The organism is Bartonella vinsonii subsp. arupensis OK-94-513, assembly GCF_000278235.1.
GTDB classification, from domain to species: domain Bacteria; phylum Pseudomonadota; class Alphaproteobacteria; order Rhizobiales; family Rhizobiaceae; genus Bartonella; species Bartonella arupensis.
The window spans coordinates 101,000-122,568 of sequence record NZ_JH725039.1; the positions used below are offsets into that span (position 1 = coordinate 101,000).

The following is a 21,569-nucleotide window of genomic DNA, read 5'->3' on the forward strand; positions in this document are numbered from 1 at the left end:
CGCGCGTATCGAAGCGCGCGCACGCCACGCATATTGCGTAAAAACTCTAACCTTAGTTGCACAAAACCAACAAAAACTTTTCAGCGCATGCTTTTGTGAGAATGTTCAGAGTAAGAGCGTCAGAGCGTCCATGCGTTGTCTTGCCAAATATTTACGAGTTTAAGAAATGAAACGAAAAATAACTTTTTTTCTAATCTTAACCATTGCCCTTAGCGGCTGTGCTTCTCTGAGTGGTCCTAAAAAACCTCCACGCTGTAATGGGAAACACACCCGCGCTTTAAATAGAGATAAGTGGGATTGGGACAATAAAAGCACACAGCAAGAAAAAATCGTCAAGTCTGTTACCACACCTATCATCCTTAATACCTTGGAAAGTGAAAAAGCAACAGCGGATATCACACCGAATACAGCTTCATTTAATCCCATAAAACATGAACCGCTCTTTGATCAAACTGTGGAGGTTGCGCGTGAACAATGAAGCACTCAAAGAATATATAAAAGAAGCACGCTCATTTGATATTGATCGCATGCATGGTATGCGGGTGCGGATGAAAATTGCCATAGCTCTCACAGTGCTTTTTGGATTAATGACGATCGCCTTAGCTTTGGCTGTAGCAGCATTAACACCCTTAAAAACTGTAGAACCTTTTGTTATTCGTGTTGATAATTCAACAGGCATTGTTGATACGGTAAGTGCACTAAAAGACTCTCCCAACAACTATGACGAAGCAATAACACGTTATTTTGCAGCTAAATATGTCCGTGCACGCGAAGGATTCCAAGCATCCGAAGCAGAAAACAATTTCAGCCTAGTCTCTCTTTTATCTTCCCCAGCAGAACAAAACCGTTTTGCAACATGGTATGCGGGAAACAATCCAGAAAGTCCACAAAACATCTACCAAAATATGATTGTTACGGTCACAATCAAATCAATTTCCTTTTTAAGCAAAGATCTTATTCAAGTGCGTTACTACAAAACGCTTAGAGAACTGAATGGTAAAGAAAATATTTCCCATTGGGTTTCGATCTTAAACTTTTCGTACATTAATGCGCAGATTTCCACGACAGATCGCTTAATCAATCCCCTTGGCTTTCAAGTATCGGAATATAGAACCGATCCAGAGGTGATACAATGAGCCAATTTCCAAAAATAATCTTTTTAGCTTTCGCCATCGCAATAAACTGCTATACAGCCTCCTTATTTGCGGAGACAGCACCCGTGAGTGCGCGCAAAGACAATCGCATTCGATTTGTCAATTATGATCCATACAATGTCACACAAATCATTGGTTCTATTCGTTCTTCGGTCCAACTTGAATTTGCCGATGATGAAGAAGTGACCTATGTGGGAATTGGCAATTCCGTTGCTTGGCAAGTTGCACCAGCTGGTCACTTTGTTTTTCTAAAACCGCGCGAAGTGCAACCCGTCACCAATTTACAAATTGTCACAAGCCGCCAAGACGGAACAAAACGTTCTTATCAGTTTGAACTCCAAGTGCGTGAAGGCGATGTTTCAGCGGGAAATGATACTTATTTCCTAGTAAAGTTTCGCTATCCAGAAGATGAAGCCTTGCGTAAAAAACTAGCCGAAGCAGCAAAAGCCGAACAGCGCGAGGAAGATTTTGTCAATGATGTTTTAAATACCCATGAAGATTTTGGACCGCGCAATTGGGCTTATGAAGCACAAGGTTCCCACCTCATTGAACCAAGCTCTGTCTATGACAACGGAAAAACAACAACTTTCACATTTTTGGGAAATAGCGAAATTCCTGCCATTTATCTTGTATCGCGTGATGGACAAGAATCTCTCGTTCCAAAATCGATTAAAGGCAACAAAGTCATTGTTCATGCGACAGCTGCGCAATTTACTCTGCGCCGTGGCAATGACGTACTTTGTATCTTCAATACAAGGTTCGTGCCGGAAGGGATCAACCCTGAAACTGGGACAACATCACCATCTGTACAACGTAAAGTGCACATAGGAAACAGCCATGAATGACGCAATGGATGAAAAAGGCATCAATGATCGCGATACAATAAAAGACGCTCGAGGTAAAAACCAACATAGCAATATAGGCAAGGCAGTAACTCTTGTTATTCTTTTCAGTGTCTGTCTTTATTTAGCCTATTCAACGCTTGCCACAGACAAAAAGCAACCTGTTGAAGGTCCCAAAGAAGGGGTTATTAAGCAAACAGAACTTTTTCGCCCAGCAGAACCAAAGCCTCTACCTCTTCAACCAACCAGCCCAAATGATACTCCATTGCCAAAGGTTGAACTACCAACGCCGACAATAAATCAAGTAGCATCCGATGATAAACTTCTAGAAGCGGCACAACGTGCTCCTGTGTTAGCTTATGCGAATACACAGCAAGACAAAGCCCTAACAAATAATGACTTGTTGTTGAATCAACTTGAAAACAAGCCTGATGAAACAGCACAACACTTTAACAATCTTCTCAAGCCAACAACCCTTGCGGGTATTCGCGCCTCAACACTTGGCAATCGCAACTACATCATCGCAATGGGTGCTTCCATTCCCTGTATTTTAGAAACGGCAATCAGCAGTGACCAACAAGGATTTACCAGTTGTATTATCTCTAGAGATATCTTGTCAGACAATGGCCGCGTTGTTCTTCTTGATAAAGGCACACAGATTGTTGGTGAATATCGCGCCGGTTTGAAAAAAGGGCAAAATCGCCTCTTTGTGCTCTGGAATAGAGCCAAAACACCAAGTGGTGTCATTATCGCATTAGCTTCACCGGCTACAGATTCCTTAGGGCGTTCTGGTATGGATGGAGATATTGACAATCATTGGTTGGAACGCATTGGATCTGCGCTTCTTGTATCGATTGTCAAAGATGGAACAAACTATGCAAGAAACCGCTTATTACAAGGCCAAGAAGAGAAGAAAGATTCTGAAACAGTCTCTTCAGGAAAAAATATTGCCAATATTATCACAGAAAACTACGCCAATATTCCTCCCACCTTGACCAAAAATCAAGGGGAAATGGTGAATGTTTTTGTTGCCCGTGATTTAGATTTTTCCAGTGTTTATAAATTGAAAGTCATTGAAAACAAAAAACAGATTGTCCATCGCGCCCTTTCAAGAAACTTTTATAAAAACCCTACGGTGACGTTGAAATGAACCAAAACGCACACCAATTGAACGATGAAACCGTAGCAATTGTTTTAACAAAACTTGAACCCATCCGCCCTTTTTTGAAGGATGAAAGTCTTTTTGAAATTGTCATCAATCGTCCCTATCAAGTGATGACTGAAGGAATTGAGGGTTGGAAAACAATAGAAGCTCCAGCCCTTTCATTTGATGAGCTTATGGGGATTGCTAAAGTTGTTGCTTCCTATTCTAAGCAAAATATATCGGATAAAAATCCAATCTTATCCGCTACTCTACCAGAGAATGAGCGTATTCAAATTGTCATTCCTCCAGCGGTAGAAAAAGACACAATCAGTATGACAATTCGCAAACCATCATCACGCAATTTTTCCCTCGAAGATCTCGCAGAAAAGGGGCTTTTTTCTGTATGTGAACAGGTGTCATTCACATCTTTAAGTGATTATAAATCGCGTTTTCATGAACTCAAAAGCGTTGAACATGACTTAATAACCGCTTACTGCAATAAGGACTTCGTCTCCTTTTTAAATCAGGCGGTAAAATACCAAAAAAATATTTTGATTGCGGGAAAAACCGGTTCGGGGAAGACAACATTATCAAAGGCACTCATTGCCAAAATTCCTCATAATGAGCGTATTATCACCATTGAAGATACACAAGAACTGATTGTACCACAACCCAACCATGTTTCTATGATCTATTCCAAAGACGGGCAAGGTTTAGCCTCTATTGGCCCCAAAGAATTGCTTGAATCTTCTCTGCGCATGCGTCCTGACCGCATTCTTTTACAAGAGCTTAGAGATGGGACAGCCTTTTATTATATCCGCAATGTGAATTCAGGCCATCCAGGTTCGATTACAACAGTTCATGCCTCAACAGCACTTGCTGCCTTTGAACAAATGACCCTTTTGGTCAAAGAAAGTGAAGGCGGAAGTGATTTAGAGCGGGATGATATTCGAGGCCTGTTAATCTCAATGATTGATATCATCATCCAATGTAAACGGGTTGAAGGAAAATTTAAGGTCACAGAAATCTATTATGATCCGTTCAAACAACGAAACATCTTTGGAGGGTAACGCGAGGAAGAAAACATCTGCTGTAAAAAACTTTTAAAGCAACTGTTGAAAAACGCTAAAGGGAAAATAAATGAAAACAAAGAGAACAAAAAATCTTTCATCTCACACAGCGGAAGAATTAAAAAAACGCCGCGAAGCTGTTGATGCCGCCATCAACAGCCATGAAATTGAAGGATTAACACTTCATCCCAAAACACTGGAAATTTTAGAAAGATACGCCAAGGGGAATATTTCATTGGAGGAATTTAACACTCTTATGGACAACACTCTCTTATAAGGAGGTAATGATATGCCAAAAGCAAAGTCAAAAACAAGAGGAACCCCTTCTCCCCATCATTATATCTATCCTGGTACCCAAATACTCAAAAACAAATATGGAGAAACAGATTTACAACGCTTTCTGGAAAAATGTTCCTCTGATAGAGAAGCGGCGATAAAGGCGCTGCGTGAAGAATCACTACCAGAATATTTTGATTGTGCTTATCTATGCCATCTCCATCAGCAATTGTTTAGACACACATTTGAATGGGCGGGACAGCTCCGTAGTAGCCCTTTCACATTTGAAGATGGTACCACTGGCGCCATGCCAGAAATGCACCACGCGGAAAGGGGTGATGCTTTTGTAAGCGGTGAGGAAATCCTCGAAAGCTTACAAAGATTTGAGGAAACGCTTGCTGAAAAAGGCTATTTGCGATGCTTAACGCGCCAAGAATTTATCTCTCAAGCCGTAGAGCTGTTTGTTTTTCTCAAAAATATACATCCCTTCATAGATGGCAATGAATACACAGAAGAACTCTTTTTTGAAAAGCTCGCCCAAGCAGCAGGACACAAACTTGATTTTTCGCTTGCAACAAAAACACGCATGATGGCGGCCTATAGCGAAGCAGCACAACATGGCAATCCACAACGGATGGAAGATCTTTTTGAAGATATCTCCAATCCAGAAAAAATGCTTCTTTTAGAGAAATTCATGAACAACATGGAAGAACTTGGGCACAATGTTCATGATCGTCTTGTTATGGTTGCACAAGAAGGCGTAACGTACTTAGGAACCTATGAAGGTGGCAATTTTGGTGGCTTTATGCTCAATACACAAGGGATTTACATCATTGGTAACAATGAGCATCTCACGCCAGAACAAAAAAAATCATTAAAACCTGGGGATATCATTACCTTTACAGCCCTAACGACGCAAGAGTTTGAAAACACACTCATTCCCAAAGAAACGCTCGCACCTCTCACATCAAGTGAATTTGCCGAAAGAGTTGCCGGAGGTGCCCGTGTCCAAACAGCGCGAGACCAAGTTCAACATTTGTCAAAAATTATTTATGGTAGCTCAAAAGCATTAAACGAAAAGATGGAAGAAATTTTTAGAAATCCAGACTTAGGCCAACGGTTTGCTGGCCAAATTCAAGACACGCCTCACTCTGTTGCTCCTCTTAGAGGTTTTAACCTCCTTTTCTACAAAACTGTAGCGCGTACAAATGCTGAAAGTCATATTAATCTGCTCTGTGGCGCAATTGTTAATTATGCGGAGGCAGTAACACAGACGCGTTTTGCCACCACCCAAGAACATCAAATCGAACAAGAACGCTGCGGAAGAGCGGTAGAGAAGCCCAGTCAAAACTTGCAAAATCTCTTTTGTTTATCACCAGAAAAACAACAAGAAGCTTTATCTCAATCTCCTTCATTATACAGAGAACTCCGCGCTTTTATATGCAGTATAGAGTGTCGTCTCTCATCAAACGAGTCGAGTGCGATCAAAAGAAATGATCATGAAGCTCTCGCTCAAAGCCTTGGTGTCTCAGAACAAAAAGCACAAGAAATTACCAACACTGTTCAAAAAGCCAAAGAAACACATAAGCAAGCCTGCAGCCGCACACTCAATCGTTCAAATGTGCTTGCTATGGCCAGCTAAAAACTCAGCCAAAAACGATGAGATTCTGCCTCTTTCATGTGAACACCCATAAGCTGAAAGATGTTTTAACGCTCTCTCCCTCGTGAGAAAAGGAGACAGACTTCTTTTAAAACGCTGGAAATCTTAGAGAAAGCCGCAAGGAGCGATATTTCATTCGAAAAATTTAACGCTCTTAGAGACAACGCTTACAATATTAAGGAGATAACAATGCCGCAAAAAAAAGAAACAGCTGCACAATCCACTATCCCATCACCCTATTGTTATCTCTATCCCAATAGCAATACGCTAAAAAATAAATATGAAATAACGGACCCTGATGAATTTAATGCGAAATTTAAGCATGAGACAGCAAACGCAATGGCTCATTTGCGCCAAACTCCTCTCCCAGAATGCTTGAATAGCTCCTATCTAAAACATCTTCACAAATGCTTGTTTGAAAATATGTTTGAATGGGCTGGTCATACCCGTGATGAAGCCTTTACATTTGCAGATGGCACCACTGCCACCATGCCAAAGGTCAGACAAACAGGCTTCGACATTGTTTTTTCTAGCGGTGACAAAATCCAAAAAGACTTAGAAGAACTAGATAAAACACTTGAATCAAAGAACAATTTACAAGACTTAACACGTGAAGAATTTACCCATGAAGTAGTAAAACTGTTTGTCTCTCTCGAGAAAATACATCCTTTCAGAGAGGGCAATGAACAGGTATTGCAAATATTTTTTGAAAAACTTGGGCAAGCAGCAGGCCATTCGCTTGACTTCTCAGTTGTGACAAGAGAACGCATAATGACAGCCAGTATTGCGGCGATGCAAAATGGTAATTTAAAACCCATGCATTGCCTCTTTGAAGATATCTCTCATCCAGAAAAAATAAGTGTTTTAAAAGAATTCATGGACAACATGACAAACACCACAGGCGATGACATTAACGACCATATTGTTATGACGGCAATAGAAGGCGTAACCTATACGGGCATCTACAAAGACATAAGTTTAAAAAGCTTTCTGATCGATGTACAAGGAGCCTTCATTATCGGCAACAAAGAGCACCTCACACCAGAACAACTGAAAACATTACAATCCGGTGAGATGTTCTCCTTTACAGTCCCAACGACGCAAGACCTTGAAAAAATTCTCATCCCAGAAGAGACATTGGCCCCTTTAACCAAAAGTGAACTTTCTGCAAAGATTGCAGAAGATGCCCGTGTCCACACATGCCGAAAACAAATCCAATGTTTATCAAAAACTATTTATGGCAATTCAAAAACATTAGAAGGAAAGATGGTGGAGATTATTCAAAGTCCAGAACTTGGGCAACAGCTTTCGGATCAGATTGACAGATCTCCTAGTTCTGTTGCTAATCTTGTAGGTCTTGACCTCCTTTGCTTCAAAACTTCAGCGCGCGCAAATGCTGAAGAGCATATTGAAACACTCTGTTGTGCCGTTGCAAATTTTGCCGATGCTGTAAGACATGCCGAAAAGGAAATTACACAAGAGCATCAAACAGAACAAAACCGTCGCGGACAAAAAGTAACAATGCCAAGTAAAGGTTTGCAAGATCTTCTCACCTTACCAAAAGAAGTGCAGAAAGACATGTTAGAAAACAATCCTTCCCTTCAAAAAGAGCTCAGTACTCTTTTAAAAAATATCAAGGACCGTCTCTCATCAGCCGAGCATAAAGCCATTAAGAATGGTAATCATGAGACACTCGCGAAAAGCCTTGGTGTCTCAGAACGTAAAGCGCAGGACATTACAACAATCGCCAAGCAAGCCAGAGAAGCACACCAACAAGTGCAAACACGCACGACATATCGCTCAAAAGCGCTTGCTATGGCGAGCTAAACCGTTTGAACCCTGTTTCCTTCATTCGAACCCCCATAGCTAGGAGATGTTCTGACATTCTCCCAGCTCCTGAAAAAAGAAAGTTAATGAACGTCCATCCACTGATTTTGAAACGATCCTTTCCGGCATACCCCGTAATTTTACATTATATCTCGATAAAGACTGGATAAGACACCAATGAAATATACCAAAATGCAGCTTGTACTTATTTTAGCCCCAATCGCTTTAGGGGCTTTAACGCTATTCCTTGTTCCTCATTTTTTGTTATTTATCATCAATGGTCTGAAGGACAATCAAGTCTATTGGTATCTTCGCTCAGAACCCTTATTAATGCTCGTGCTCATTGCTGCCGTTTCATTATTTTATAACTTATCGCAAAAACTGCATCTGCGCAAAGCAATCACGCTGGTCTCAGCTGTCTTTTTTGGAATCGTTGCTTTTTCTTACATTTGGAGTGAAATAAAACGCTTAAGTCCCTATGTTGGTCAACAAGGGATAACTTGGAGTTATGCCCTCAGATTCATGGATCCCATGGTTGTCTTTGGCATTATTTGCGGCGTTGCTCTGTTAGCCATTCAAATCATGACTTTCTCTCCACGCACAAGCAAGATCAAGCGTGCAAAAAAAGGCGTTTTTGGAGATGCCTCATGGATGCATTTAAGAGATGCAGGCAAAATTTTTCCTGCCAATGGCCAAATTGTTGTTGGCGAGAGATACCGCGTTGATCAAGATAGTGTGTGCAAAATTCCTTTTGCTCCTGGCGATAAAACAACATGGGGGAAAGGGGGAAAAGTGCCTTTGCTCACTTTTAATCTTGATTTTGGTTCAACACACATGATCTTTTTCGCTGGTTCTGGTGGATATAAAACCACAAGTACAGTAATTCCAACATGTTTAACGTATCCAGGTTCCATTGTGTGTCTTGACCCATCAACCGAAGTTGCCCCAATCGTCAGATTTGCACGAAAAAAGATGGGCAACAGAAATGTTATTGTTCTTGATCCCAATTCCATCTTAACAAAAAATTTTAATGTGCTCGATTGGCTTTTAGACGACAGCGTACCGCGTACTCAACGTGAAGCCAATATTGTGGGTTTTTCCAAATTGCTTCTTACGGATAAAAAATCAGAGAATTCTTCGGCAGAATATTTTTCGACACAAGCCCATAATCTTTTAACTGCTCTTCTTGCACATGTTATATTTTCTGATGAATATGAAGACAGTGAACGCAATTTAAAAACATTACGTGGCATTTTATCACAGTCAGAAACGGCGGTTGTCAATCAATTACGAATGATTCAAGAAACAACCCCTTCTCCTTTTATTCGTGAAATGGTTGGTATTTTCACAGAAATGGCAGAACAAACCTTTTCAGGGGTCTATACAACTGCCTCAAAGGATACCCAATGGCTTTCTTTGTCAAACTACGCTAATCTGGTCTGTGGAGATGATTTTGCATCCTCAGATATTACAAACGGCAATACCGATATTTTTCTCAATCTCCCTGCAAGCATTTTAAACAGTTATCCAGCAATTGGGCGGGTAATTATTGGTGCCTTTTTAAATGCAATGATTACAGCTGATGGAAACTACAAAAAGCGTGTTTTGTTTGTCTTGGATGAAGTCGATCTTCTTGGTTATATGAACATTTTAGAAGAAGCACGCGATCGTGGTCGTAAATATGGCACATCCCTCATGCTTTTTTATCAATCCACTGGTCAGTTAGTCAATCACTTTGGAGAAGCAGGAGCGCGCTCATGGTTTGAAAGCTGCTCCTTTGTGAGTTATGCCGCCATTAAAGACCTCCAAACAGCCAAAGACATTTCAGAGCGCTGTGGTCAAATGACTGTTGAAGTAGCCGGAACAAGCAAATCGAGAGGTTTATCTTTGGGAAAGAGCTCTTACAACATCAATTATCAACAAAGAGCACTCATTTTACCACATGAAATCATCCAAGAGATGCGTCAAGACGAACAAATTATTCTTATGCAAGGACATCCCCCTTTACGATGTGGCCGAGCGATCTATTTTAGAAGAAAAGAAATGTTAGCAGCTGCTGAAAAAAACCGTTTTGCCCCACAAGCAAAGAAAAACTGAAAAACACCCTCTGGTCATGCATCTCAGGGACACAACAACAGTATAAGAGAAAAAAACAGATATCTCCGAAAAGCCCCTTAAAAAGGAATTTCTGTATGGTCCAACAAAAAAACAATGATGAAGCAGAATTCTTGATCACTGCTTTTGTGCGTGTGACCACCAACACCAACATACATTATGACAGCGTTCATTATGAAAAGTCCCCCAAACACCCAATGACGATCACGTCCACCCTATCTCTTCTTCAACCCCCTCTCAAAGAGTTTTTGAAGAAAGCAGCTTTGAGGGAAATGTTCTTGCTGAAAAAAATAAACAACAAGAAAAGAGATATCAAAGAAACTCTCCACACGCACATGAAAAAAGCAACGTGTGTGCAAACAATGCGAACAAACTGTCAATTCTTCTGCCAAAAGAATGACAAAAAAACCATAAAACCGTTGATACAACCAGCAGCACCGATACGGCGCTTTAGAGTTGAGGGATTAAACCTCTTCTCCAAAAGGCTTGGAATCTCAAAAGAATACGCGAAGGGGGAATTTATCCACGTAGCGTTTAGCACGCTCATCCACCACCCACCCCCTTACTTAAGGAATAAAAAAGATGTTGGAGCAAAATTACCTGTATAAAAATGGCAAAGCACTAAAAAATAAATATGGTATCATGGATCCACAAAGACTGTATGCGCGCTGTGCCCATGATGTAGCCAAAGCAGCTGTAAATTTTCGCCTTGAATCACCCCCACGAAAATTTGATGCATCCTATCTGAAATTAATCCACTGGAGCCTTTTCTACAAAACTTTTGAATGGGCCGGACAAACCCGCGATACTTCCTTTACCTTTGCAGATGGATCCACTGCTCGTATGCCCGCTATGCGACCAAAAGGTTATGAAAGACCCTTTGCTATCGGTTCACAGATTCAAAAAGAACTGAAACAATTAGAGAAAAGGCTTAGCGCAAAAAACAATTTACGCGGTTTATCACGCCAACAATTTTCTGAAGAAGCCGCTGAAGTTTTTATGATCCTCAATCACGCGCATCCTTTCAGAAAAGGCAATGGACGTGTCAGTCGTATGTTTATGGAAAAGCTTGGACAAGTAGCAGGCCATAAGATTGACTTTTCTGTTGTGACGCAACAACGCATGACTACTGCCTGTGTTGAAGCAATGCAACATAACAATCCACAAGCGATGAGAGAACTTTTTGAAGATATCACCCATCCACAAAAAGCACTTCTTTTAAAAGAATTCATCTCCCAAATGAGAAATTCTGGACTCCCTGAAATCAATAATCGTGTTGTTGTCGCAGCAAAAGAAGGTGTGACCTATGAAGGCACCTATAGAGGTCATTCCGCAGAAGGTTTTGTCATGGAAGTGAATGGTGTTTTCGTCATCGGCCACAAAGATGATCTAACACCAGAGCAAGTAAAAACATTACAAAATGGCGCCCAAATCTGTTTTGAAAAAACCAACGTTCAAAACTTAAGAGAAACTCTGATCCCAAAAGAAACCTTAGCACCACTCACGAATGATGCGTTGTTTGCAAGGGTTGCAAATAATCCTTTTGTCGAAGCAGGTCGAAAAGAAGTCGAGAGTTTAGTAAAGGCTGTTTATAGAAACCCAAGAGTCTTAAATAGAGAGCTGGATATGATAGCAACAGATCCAAGCTTGGGCGAACAGATTGCGGACCAAATAACACAAAATCCAAAATCCATTTGTAAGCTTGCAGGAAGAAAAATGCTTGGTATAAAAAGCCCCTCTCGCAGACAGGCTGAAGAAAAACTTTCAAATTTGAGTGAAGCATTTAGAAATTATTCTACAATGGCACAGCAAACAAAAGAGGAAGTTCTAGAACAGCATACAAGAGAACAAAGTCGTTTGAACCAACCTGTCGAAAAACCTACGAGAGACTTACAAAACCTTTTTGCGTTACCCCTCGAACAACAAAGAGAAGTCTTATCGCATTCTGCCGCACTCCAACAACAACTCCATGTTTTTTCGCGCCAATTACACATGCGTTTATCATCAGAGGAGCGTCAAGCCATACAACAAAAGGATTGTACAAGACTTGCTTGCCTGCTTGGTACCTCAGAAAGTAAAGCAAAAGAAATTACTAAAGTCATGAAACACACCAAAGAAGCACAGTGCCAAGTGCGATCTCTCAAAGTCAGTCGTTCCTCATCATTGGCTCTGACCAGTTGAACATGGGCTGTCATTTTGTTTTCCTTAATCCTCTCTTGGCGCATATCATTTTCTCTCCATTGCGCCAAGAAGTGTTCTGGGATGTTACAAAAAAGTTGTCTAAAAAGAGCCCCCGTAATTTTATATAACTTATTGATAAAATTTCACAAAAAAACTCTATAAAAGACACAAACATCAATTACTCTGGAGGAGAATAGCGCATAATCTTTGGAGCTCATTCAAATGAACACCTTATCTTTGTATAAAAGCTATCGAAGTATAAAGGTGGAGCATGCACCAAAGAGGTTTTCTAAATTTTGAAAGGAAACATGCATGAAAAAACATCAACCCTCCCATTCTCCACAATTTAACCCTGAAGGGCTCTACGCTCAGGTTAATAAATCGAAAAAGGATCAACGTTCAAAATCAGTACCAGAAGAAGTCCTCTACGCTCAGGTTAAGCAACCGGGTAGAGAGCAGCGTTCACGCTCACAACCAGAAACTAATCCCTATGCCCCCCAAAAACCATTAAACCTAGAGGCTGCCTATGCGGTACCGCGTGGTGGACCAAAACCCACGCCATTAGTAGACCCCTATAAAGTGACTGATCTAAAGGAGCTAGAAGGGAAGCCAGATCCTTACCGCCTAGAAAATCCCCTCTATGACGGCAATAGTGGGCGGCATCACCCACGCCCAAGATCAGAGCATATCTATGCAGAGCTTAAATTTGATCAAGATGATGGGCGAGGCCCCCAAAAAACCATAGAAACTGTCTATGCAGAGCTTGGTATGGGAAATGGTGGACCAGACGCTGACTATCAAGAAAATACCATCTACCAGGGAGTGGAGACAGGAAGAAGAACGCCTCCCCCCAGAACCACGCAAGATCTAGTGACTTCAAAGCTTGCACAAAACCCAGATTTCCAATATGGTGTATTTGAGATCCAAGAGCGGTGTCAAGTTGTTTATGGTAGCCGACATGCTTTGAATGGCGATCTTGCTAAGATTCTTGAAAATCCTCAGAAAGGAGAAGAGATCTTACAAAAGCTTTTAGAAAATCCTGAACACCCTGGTAAGCTTGCCGGTCAAAAAGCGTTTGGCATAAAAAGCCCCGCCCGCAAAGGCGCGGAAGATGATTTTAAACCTCTTTGTGATGCTCTTGAAAGGCATGTGCATACTGCACAAAAGCTACACAAAGCTCTAACAAAAGACGTTGAGAGGGGACAGAAAAGTCCAGAAAGACAAGAACAAAAACCTCACCACCACCATCGCCACCACCATAACGAAAGAGGAAGAGAACAGAGCGCTCAACAGCAAGAACAACAACGCAGCAGAACGCCTTCCCCAAAAGGAATGGCTTTTGCGATGTAAATGCGCACTATAAAAACACATAAAATCTTTCCTGTTATATGATCATTTGTTATTTTATCACTTTTTTTATCTTATCTCTTGGCGCAATCGGAATAAAGCGATTGCGCCAAGAATTGTTATGAAATATGACAAAAAAGTTTCATCAAAGAATTCAGTAATTTTATATAAGTTATTGATACAATTTCACAAAAAAACTCTATTAAAGACACAAACATCAAATACGATGGAGAAGAATAGCGCATAATCTTTGGAGCTCATTCAAATGAACACCTTATCTTTGTATAAAAGCTATCGAAGTATAAAGGTGGAGCATGCACCAAAGAGGTTTTCTAAATTTTGAAAGGAAACATGCATGAAAAAACATCAACCCTCCCATTCTCCACAATTTAACCCTGAAGGGCTCTACGCTCAGGTTAATAGACCAGGCAGAGGACAGCAGCAACAACCAGTGGAGCAAAAAGAAGTTACCTACGCAGATCTTGACTTTACTACAAGGGGCGGGGAAAAAATACCAGAAGAAATTGTCTACGCAGATCTTGACTTTGACACAGGTCGTGGACAGCAATCCCGAAAACCAGCGCAACCCGTAGAATCTGTCTACTCAGATGTTAGCTTTGGCGCAGGTGGTGGCCAACACCTCCAAAGACCAAAAAAACCAGAAGAATCTGTCTATGCAACAGTTAGCACAGGAAGTGGTGGAGCGAGTTCTCACCCCCGAAAAGGAAGAGAACCGTCACCTCCTAAAACTACGCAAGATCTACTGGTTTCAGGGCTTGCACAAAACCCCGATTTCCAATCTAGTCTAGAAGAAATACATCTGTTGTGCAAAACTGTTTATGGTACCCCGTATGCCCTGAATGCCCAGCTTTCTACGCTTCTTCAAAGTCCTAACAAAGGAGACAATATCTTACGAGACCTTTTAGAAAATCCTGAAGGATCTGCTAAGCTTGCGGGAACAAAAGTGCTTGGCGTAAAAAGCCATGCCCGCAAAGAAGCAGAAAATGGATTTCTTTCCCTTTGTGACGCTTTTGAAAAGCATGTGAAGATAGCACAAAAAGTACACCTGTGTCTTGTACGTGACCTCGCACAAAAACACACTTCTGAAAGAGGGCCAGACAGTCCAGAACATCACCACCACCACCATCATCACCACCATCATCATCAACAACATCACGAAAGAGGAAGAGAACAGAGCACTCAACAGCAAGCGCAACAACGCAAATCTCCCTCAAAAGGAGGACCAGCAGCTTATGCAATGTAAGTGTGCACGATAACAACACATAAAATCTTTCCTGTTATGTGATCTCTTGTTATTTTATCACTTTTTTATCTTATCTCTTGGCGCAATCGAAATAAAGCGATTGCGCCAAGAATTGTTATAAAATGTAACAAAAAAGTTATCTCAAAAAAATTCCGTAATTTTATATAACTTACTGATAAAATTTCACAAAAAAACTCTATAAAAGACACAAACATCTATTACGATGGTGACGAATAGCGCAAGTCTTTGGAAGCCCTTCAAATTGATATCCCCTTCAAATTGATCCTTTGTATAAAAGTTTCAAACGATAAAGGTGAAGAGTGCGCCAAAGAGGTTTTCTCAAACAATGATGAAAAGGAAACATGCATGAAAAAAAAACAACCCCCTCCTCTACAGCTTTCAGTACAAGAACTCATAAAACGCTATGAACAAACCGCAGCAGACCACACTTCCTCAGAAATCCTCTCCCCAAAATCTGCCCCACAAAGCAAACCGTCTCCTGCCTTAAAAGAAAACCAGCAAAGACACTCTGTAAGAAGCACGACAGAGCAAAATGAAGAGGAACCCCTCTACGCAACAATAGCTTTACAAACAACAACAAAAGTTCTCTCAGAAGCACAAATCATGAAGCTTCTTCCACACAGCCAATTGGTGCGTACATATCAAGAGAAAATCCAAAATTTGTGCCAAATTGTTTATGCCAACAAAAATCTTTTACAAGCAGAAATGGAGGCAATTCAAAAAAATCCTACTCTGGGAGAAAGCCTCTCATGGCAAATTTCAGCACATCCGGAGAGTTTTTCTAAACTTGCCGGTCTTAATCTCTGTGGCATGAAAAACAACGCACGCAAAAACGCAGAAGAAAATCTTTCTACCCTTTGTGGCGCTGTTGCTGGTTACGCAGAAGCCGTACAATATGCAAAAGAAGACTTGTTGATAACCCCAGAAGCAGTCCTCACATATTATGAACAATCAATGGGCTGTGAGGCTGTAGCCCAAATCCTGCAAAGTTCAGACCAAACTGAAAGGGAGAATGCAGAAATTTCTACCATGGTTCAACAAAATCCAGCGGTTAAAAGATATCAAGCACAAGTTAAACACTGGTGCCATGTTGTTTTTAGCAAATCGAATATTTTGGCAAGCGAAATGACAGAAATTCTCCAAAATCCTGCTAGGGCAGAGGAATTGACATGGCAACTTTCCGCATATCCGCAGTCTTTTCATCCCTATGCTGGTGTAAGCATGTGTGGCTTTAAAAATAGTGCCCGCAGACATGCTGAAGCAGGCCTTCCTTCCCTGATTGACACCATTGACAATTATGCAACTGTCGTCCATTTGCTAAAAGAAAACCTTGTGCAACAATCCCAACAACTACAACAAAAAACCTGTGATCCCTCTGTTAAACTGGCTAAAGACTTAACTAAGTCTTCTAAACTTCCTGAATATTTGTCATCCGCCGCACATCATGAGACGAGAAAAACCTCTCAACAGACGCACGAAAGAACACAGGACATTTCCCGCAAAGTATCAGCACCCAAAACGATGGCTTTTGCCAGCTAAGCGGATATAAGCTTTAGTTTTTCATCTTGTTCTTGGCGCAATTTCCGCAAAGGAGTTTGCGCCAAGTGCCATAAGCATTGTAAGGGAGAAGCTTTACCAGAATTTCCCCATTATTTGACATAACCTATTCATAAACCTGCATATTGATAATGATCCGTATAAAGAACACAAAATCTTTTAAAAGTATTTTTAGCGTCCTCCATAAAAAATGATGAAAAAGCATCACAAAATGGAGAGAACAGCGAAGGGGGATTGAAAAACAAAGAGTGTAAAAGTTTGAAAGGAAACATGCATGAAAAAAAGACAACCCTCCCCTTTTGTAGCGGGCATGATGGAAAAATTTCAAGGACAGGATGAACACTCTACCGCAAAGCCTATCCCCCCCAAAACTCCCCCCAAAGAGCAAAAACCATTTCACCACAAACCCTCGGAAGAAACCCTAAGCACAACAATTTCTCCACAAAGACCACCACGCGCAAAAGACAAGCAGCAAAACAATATAACCCCACAAGACAGTGAAACAACAAACTTAAACGTTGCTCCACAAAGACCACCACGTGCAAAAGACAGACAGCAAAACAATATAACCCCACAAGACAGTGGAACAACAAACTTAAACGTTGCTCCACAAAGACCACCGCGTGCAAGAGACAAGCAACAAAGCGACACAATCGCACAACAAAGTACAGGCATCTATCCAAAGGTTATTTTACAAAAACCACCACATACGAGAGGCATGCAAAAAAACAGCTCTTCATCCCAAGAAAGTGAAGGCCTTTACGCATCGCCTACTCCATCTGCTCCACAAAAACCACCACGTGCAAGAAGCATGCAGACAAGCAGTACCTCATCACAAGAAAGTGCAAATCTTTACGCACCACCTGCTCCACCTACTCCACCTAAAATGCAGCACAGGAGAGGCATGCAAAAAAACAGCTCTTCATCCCAAGAAAGTGAAGGCCTTTACGCATCGCCTACTCCATCTGCTCCACCAAAACCACCACGTGCAAGAAGCATGCAGACAAGCAGTACCTCATCACAAGAAAGTGCAAATCTCTACGCACCGCCTACTCCACCTGCTCCACCTACTCCACCTAAAATGCGACACAGGAGAGGCATGCAAGCAAGCAATACTTCCTCCCAAGAAAGCGGAAGCCTCTACGCGTCGCCCGCTTCATCTGCTCCACCAAAACCACCACGTGCAAGAAGCATGCAAACAAGCAGTACTTCTTCCCAAGAAAATGAAAATCTCTACGCATCGCCTGCCCCACCAAAACCACCGCGCACGAGAAAGCCATTGGTTAATACAATGGAAAAAGAACTCTTGATCGAAGCTCATAAAGAAGAAATCCGATATTTTTGCAAAATTGTTTATGGTGACAGGCTTGTCTTGGAAGAACGAATGGAAGACGTTCGAAATAACTGGACACTGGGAGAAAAGTTATCATGGGAGGTTACAACACATCCGGAGTCTCTTTCTAAGTTTGCTGGTAAAAAAGTTCTTGGCGTGAAAACGCATGCGCGCAAAGAAGCTGAAAAAAGTGTTGCATCCTTATATTCTGCCATTAATGATTATGTGTATACTGTAAAATACGCACAAGAAAGAAATTTGCTTGTTTCTCATAAAAAACAAAGAAGCCATGAACAAACAACTGAGAGCATGCAAATAGCTGAAAGCCTACAACATCCGCTTCCTCTTCAAAAGGAAGTAGAACCTCTCTCCAATCAGGAAATTGCTAAAAGAGTTCAAAAAGATCCAGCGGTTCGGTATGCTCGATCAGAAATCCAATTTTGGTGCAAGACTGTTTATGGCAACCCTTTTGTTTTGCAATATCAAACCGAGGATATTCAAAAAATTCCTTCTATGGGAGAAGAGCTTTCACTGCAAGTTGCAAACAAGCCTACTTTTTTTGCACCATTGGCAGGTCGTCAAACGCTTGGCATAAAAAATGAGGCACGCAAACAAGCTGAAATAAATCTTCCCACCTTGTGTACCGCTATTAAAGATTATGCAGACGTTGTCAAAAAAGTAAGAGAAGACATTGTGCTAACCCACCAAGCACAACAGTATGAACACCCCATAAGAGAAACAGAAAAAAAACAGCAAGTCTTACCAAAATCTCCAAAACAACTCGAGCGCTCATCAGAAAATATACATCAAAAAGTTAGTGAAACCTCTCAGAAAACAGACCAAAAGTCCCCAGACATGCGACCACGAAGATCTGAAACACAAAAAACAATGGCTTTTACCAGATAAACCGCTTTATTTTCTCTGTTCCTTTGGTGCAATAAACGCAAAATCATTGCACCAAAGTCTCTGTTGCTGTTACGGAAAATATAAAATACCCCCGTCGTTTCATCGGTAAGTTTCTACAACTTCATTACAATATCTTCTTTACACTTGCAAAGGACAGGATTGTTTTTATGCCAACCATAAGAAAGAACTTATAACACTTTTTGCCTCTGGCAAAAAAATATAGGAGGGACTTTAAAAATGAAATAAAAAGCTCGCTGAAAAGAATAACTTGCAAAGCTTAACGCGAGAAGAACGCATTAAACATATGACTGAAATAATGATACATTTTCATGACATGCATCCCTTCAAAGAAGAGAAAAAGCATATAAAACAAATCTTTATTGAGAAACGCACCAAAGCAGAAGACCAAAAGTTCAATTTTTCTCTTGTGACAAAAAAACGCAAAATATTTGTCCGCACAACAGCGCTGTACCATGGCGATCAAGAGCCAATCAAACATTCGCTTGAGAATATTTCCAATCCAGAAGAATTGCTTGTTTTAAAGGAATTATACGCATGCCATGAGGGGATTTAATGATAAGAGGATTTAATGAAAAAAATATCGTTTTACAATGATAGCACAAGAAAACCGTATAATCATAGCTCCTATGAAGATTATAGACATGGATTCATGATGGATATTCATAAGACTAACATCATAGGAAATAAAAAACATCTTGCACCAGAGCAACAAACAATATTGACAATGGATGCTCCCTCTTCTTTTACAGCGCCACAGACAAAAAATCTGCAAAACACACTTCTTCCCAAAGAAAAAACAGTTCCTCTCGAAACACAGCCTCCCTCTTTGAAAAATCAAGAAAAGAAGATATCACCGCGTCATTTTATGTATCCAAACAGTGTCACACTGAAAAATAAATATGGCATAACAGATTATGGTAAATTCCAAATGCAGTGTGCCCATGATTCAGCAAAAGCAATCATTAATCTGCGCCAAGAAGCACCACCACAAAAGCTAACATCAGCCTATCTCCTCTATATTCATCACACTTTATTTAAAAATACTTTTGAATGGGCTGGAAAAACGCGCGAGAAACCCTTTACCTTTAAAGATGGCACCGTTGCCTGTATGTCAGAAATGAAAAAAGCGAATATTTCTTTTGCATCAGGAAACAAGATACAAGAGGGCCTTGAAAATTTAGATAGAACATTGGCCGAGAAGAATTATTTAAAAGGCTTAACCCGCGAAGCATTTGTTGAAAATGCAGCGGAAATAATGATACAGCTGAACTATACGCATCCTTTCAGAGAAGGCAATGGACGCACGCAAAGGATGTTTTTTGAAAAACTTGCTGAAATTGCAAGTCACAAGTTAGACTTTTCTCTAGTAACAGAAGAACGCATGAATCTTGCCAGTATTGCATCACTGCAATCTGGTGATTCAGAACCGATGAAGCATCTGTTTGACGATATCTCCAATCCAGAAAAAACGCTCATTTTAAAGGAATTCATGGACCACATGAAAAAGATCGGGGTTAAGAATATGAAAGAGCGTCTTGTTCTAACAGCTAAAGAAGAGGAAACTCATACAGGCTTCTATAGAGGTGGTGGCGCAAATGGCTTTATGATCGATGTTAAGGGCACTTTTATCATAGGGGATAAGAAACATCTTGCACCAGAGCAATTGAAGACACTAAAAATTGGTGATGCCATTACCTTTACAGTGCCCAAAGTTCAAGACTTACAACAAATACTCATCCCAAAAGAAAAAATAGCGCCCCTCACAAAAGAAAAAATAATTGAAAGGATTAAAGAACACCCATCAATCCAAGCAAGGAAACAAACAATCGAATCTTTGTGCAAGACTGTTTATGGTAATCCGTATATTTTGGAGGAAAAATTTGAAAAGATTCATGAAGATCCGCTTGAGGGGGAAAAACTTGCATGCCAAATTATAGAATGCCCTAAATCTATTTCTAAACTTGCTGGTATCAAAATAGGTAGCATAATTAATAACGCGCGCGCACGTGCTGAAGACAATATTTTATCCCTGTGTATCGCGATTGACCGTTACGCAGATACTTTTAAAGAAGTAAAACAGGACATTCTGCAGAACCATTTTGCAGAACAAAGGCGCTGTGAACAGTTGGTAGAAGTCCCTGGAGAATGGATGAAAGATCTCTGCTCCCTCTCAAAAGAACAACAGCAAGAAGCCTTATCACAATCTCGTGAACTGAGAGCGGAAATAAGAGCTTATAGCGCAAAAATCAATACGCGCTTATCAGCAAGCGAGCATGAAGCAATAAAAGAAAATAATTACGAAAAGCTTGCTAAGACTATTGGCACATCGTTAAGCAAAGCACAAGAAATTACAAAAATCGTCCAATCTGTAAAAGAGATACGACAGAGCATCCCCGATAGAGAATTTTCTTGTCATACATTTGACGAGCAATCAGCACAAAATCTGCTTCAATCCATAAAAGAAAACAGTTACGAAAAATACATAAAAATTTTAAACCCAACAGCAATGAAAACAGAGAAAACAACAGAAATCGTCATGCATAAAAAAACGATACAACAGCTCATTCAACCACGTAAAACTGAGCATACAAGGGCAATGTCTATCTAAATGCACGTATAAGCTTTAATTTTTTTCATTCTGTCTCACGCTGGATTATCGCTTTAAGATGGCTCTTTTCCATTGGTGATTTTCTTTCATCAAGAAATAAAGAGCCTAATCATGATTTGAGAAAGCAAAACAGAAAGCTTGAGAAGAAAAAATGCCATATGGATAATATCCAGAACAAATAAAACAAAACAGCAACGAAGAGAAAAATCAGTTTTACCCACTTTCTCTGCGACTTTTTTTTAT

Annotated in this window: 17 protein-coding genes; all 17 read left to right on the forward strand. The window is 40.6% G+C overall.

Features of this window, described 5'->3' with window-relative positions:
- The first annotated feature begins 166 nt into the window (after positions 1 to 166).
- The 17 genes from ME1_RS07465 (at position 167) to ME1_RS07545 (ending at position 21,326) form a co-directional block, all read left to right on the forward strand.
- On the forward strand, positions 167 to 478 hold the full coding sequence (locus ME1_RS07465; RefSeq protein ID WP_004865030.1) for a hypothetical protein: 312 nt from the start codon (positions 167 to 169) through the stop codon (positions 476 to 478).
- Positions 432 to 1,136: a VirB8 family type IV secretion system protein gene (locus tag ME1_RS07470; RefSeq protein ID WP_196793139.1), complete on the forward strand. Its 705-nt coding sequence runs from the start codon at positions 432 to 434 to the stop codon at positions 1,134 to 1,136. Before ME1_RS07465 ends, ME1_RS07470 begins: the two co-directional genes overlap by 47 nt.
- Positions 1,133 to 1,999, forward strand: coding sequence for a P-type conjugative transfer protein VirB9 (gene virB9, locus ME1_RS07475; RefSeq protein ID WP_004865032.1), 867 nt, complete (start codon positions 1,133 to 1,135; stop codon positions 1,997 to 1,999). Before ME1_RS07470 ends, virB9 begins: the two co-directional genes overlap by 4 nt.
- Positions 1,992 to 3,146, forward strand: coding sequence for a type IV secretion system protein VirB10 (gene virB10, locus ME1_RS07480; protein ID WP_004865033.1), 1,155 nt, complete (start codon positions 1,992 to 1,994; stop codon positions 3,144 to 3,146). Before virB9 ends, virB10 begins: the two co-directional genes overlap by 8 nt.
- A complete protein-coding gene (gene virB11 / locus ME1_RS07485; RefSeq protein WP_004865034.1) occupies positions 3,143 to 4,210 on the forward strand; it encodes a P-type DNA transfer ATPase VirB11 in 1,068 nt (355 codons plus the stop codon). The genes virB10 and virB11 overlap by 4 nt, the downstream gene beginning before the upstream one ends.
- Before the next feature lie 70 nt (positions 4,211 to 4,280).
- A complete protein-coding gene (locus ME1_RS07490; RefSeq protein WP_004865035.1) occupies positions 4,281 to 4,487 on the forward strand; it encodes an antitoxin VbhA family protein in 207 nt (68 codons plus the stop codon).
- Positions 4,488 to 4,499: 12 nt separating this feature from the next.
- On the forward strand, positions 4,500 to 6,128 hold the full coding sequence (locus tag ME1_RS07495) for a BID domain-containing T4SS effector (RefSeq protein ID WP_004865036.1): 1,629 nt from the start codon (positions 4,500 to 4,502) through the stop codon (positions 6,126 to 6,128).
- A 207-nt stretch (positions 6,129 to 6,335) separates the two neighbouring features.
- Positions 6,336 to 7,973, forward strand: coding sequence for a BID domain-containing T4SS effector (locus tag ME1_RS07500; protein WP_004865037.1), 1,638 nt, complete (start codon positions 6,336 to 6,338; stop codon positions 7,971 to 7,973).
- A gap of 177 nt (positions 7,974 to 8,150) precedes the next feature.
- Positions 8,151 to 10,070, forward strand: coding sequence for a Ti-type conjugative transfer system protein TraG (traG, locus tag ME1_RS07505; RefSeq protein WP_004865038.1), 1,920 nt, complete (start codon positions 8,151 to 8,153; stop codon positions 10,068 to 10,070).
- Between the two features lie 266 nt (positions 10,071 to 10,336).
- On the forward strand, positions 10,337 to 10,696 hold the full coding sequence (locus ME1_RS07510) for a hypothetical protein (protein ID WP_245256304.1): 360 nt from the start codon (positions 10,337 to 10,339) through the stop codon (positions 10,694 to 10,696).
- Complete coding sequence (locus ME1_RS07515) at positions 10,671 to 12,269, forward strand: BID domain-containing T4SS effector (RefSeq protein ID WP_004865040.1); 1,599 nt, start codon at positions 10,671 to 10,673, stop codon at positions 12,267 to 12,269. Before ME1_RS07510 ends, ME1_RS07515 begins: the two co-directional genes overlap by 26 nt.
- Positions 12,270 to 12,581: 312 nt before the next feature.
- The gene (locus ME1_RS07520) at positions 12,582 to 13,619 is read left to right on the forward strand and encodes a BID domain-containing T4SS effector (RefSeq protein WP_004865041.1); all 1,038 of its coding nucleotides are present in this window, start codon (positions 12,582 to 12,584) and stop codon (positions 13,617 to 13,619) included.
- Between the two features lie 352 nt (positions 13,620 to 13,971).
- Positions 13,972 to 14,880, forward strand: a complete 909-nt coding sequence (locus ME1_RS07525) for a BID domain-containing T4SS effector (RefSeq protein ID WP_004865042.1) — start codon at positions 13,972 to 13,974, stop codon at positions 14,878 to 14,880.
- A 366-nt stretch (positions 14,881 to 15,246) separates the two neighbouring features.
- On the forward strand, positions 15,247 to 16,440 hold the full coding sequence (locus tag ME1_RS07530) for a BID domain-containing T4SS effector (RefSeq protein WP_004865043.1): 1,194 nt from the start codon (positions 15,247 to 15,249) through the stop codon (positions 16,438 to 16,440).
- Positions 16,441 to 16,732: 292 nt separating this feature from the next.
- A complete protein-coding gene (locus ME1_RS07535; protein WP_004865044.1) occupies positions 16,733 to 18,697 on the forward strand; it encodes a BID domain-containing T4SS effector in 1,965 nt (654 codons plus the stop codon).
- Positions 18,698 to 19,001: 304 nt separating this feature from the next.
- Complete coding sequence (locus ME1_RS07540) at positions 19,002 to 19,271, forward strand: hypothetical protein (protein WP_155815162.1); 270 nt, start codon at positions 19,002 to 19,004, stop codon at positions 19,269 to 19,271.
- 15 nt (positions 19,272 to 19,286) lie between these two features.
- Positions 19,287 to 21,326: a BID domain-containing T4SS effector gene (locus ME1_RS07545; RefSeq protein WP_004865045.1), complete on the forward strand. Its 2,040-nt coding sequence runs from the start codon at positions 19,287 to 19,289 to the stop codon at positions 21,324 to 21,326.
- Positions 21,327 to 21,569: the final 243 nt, after the last annotated feature.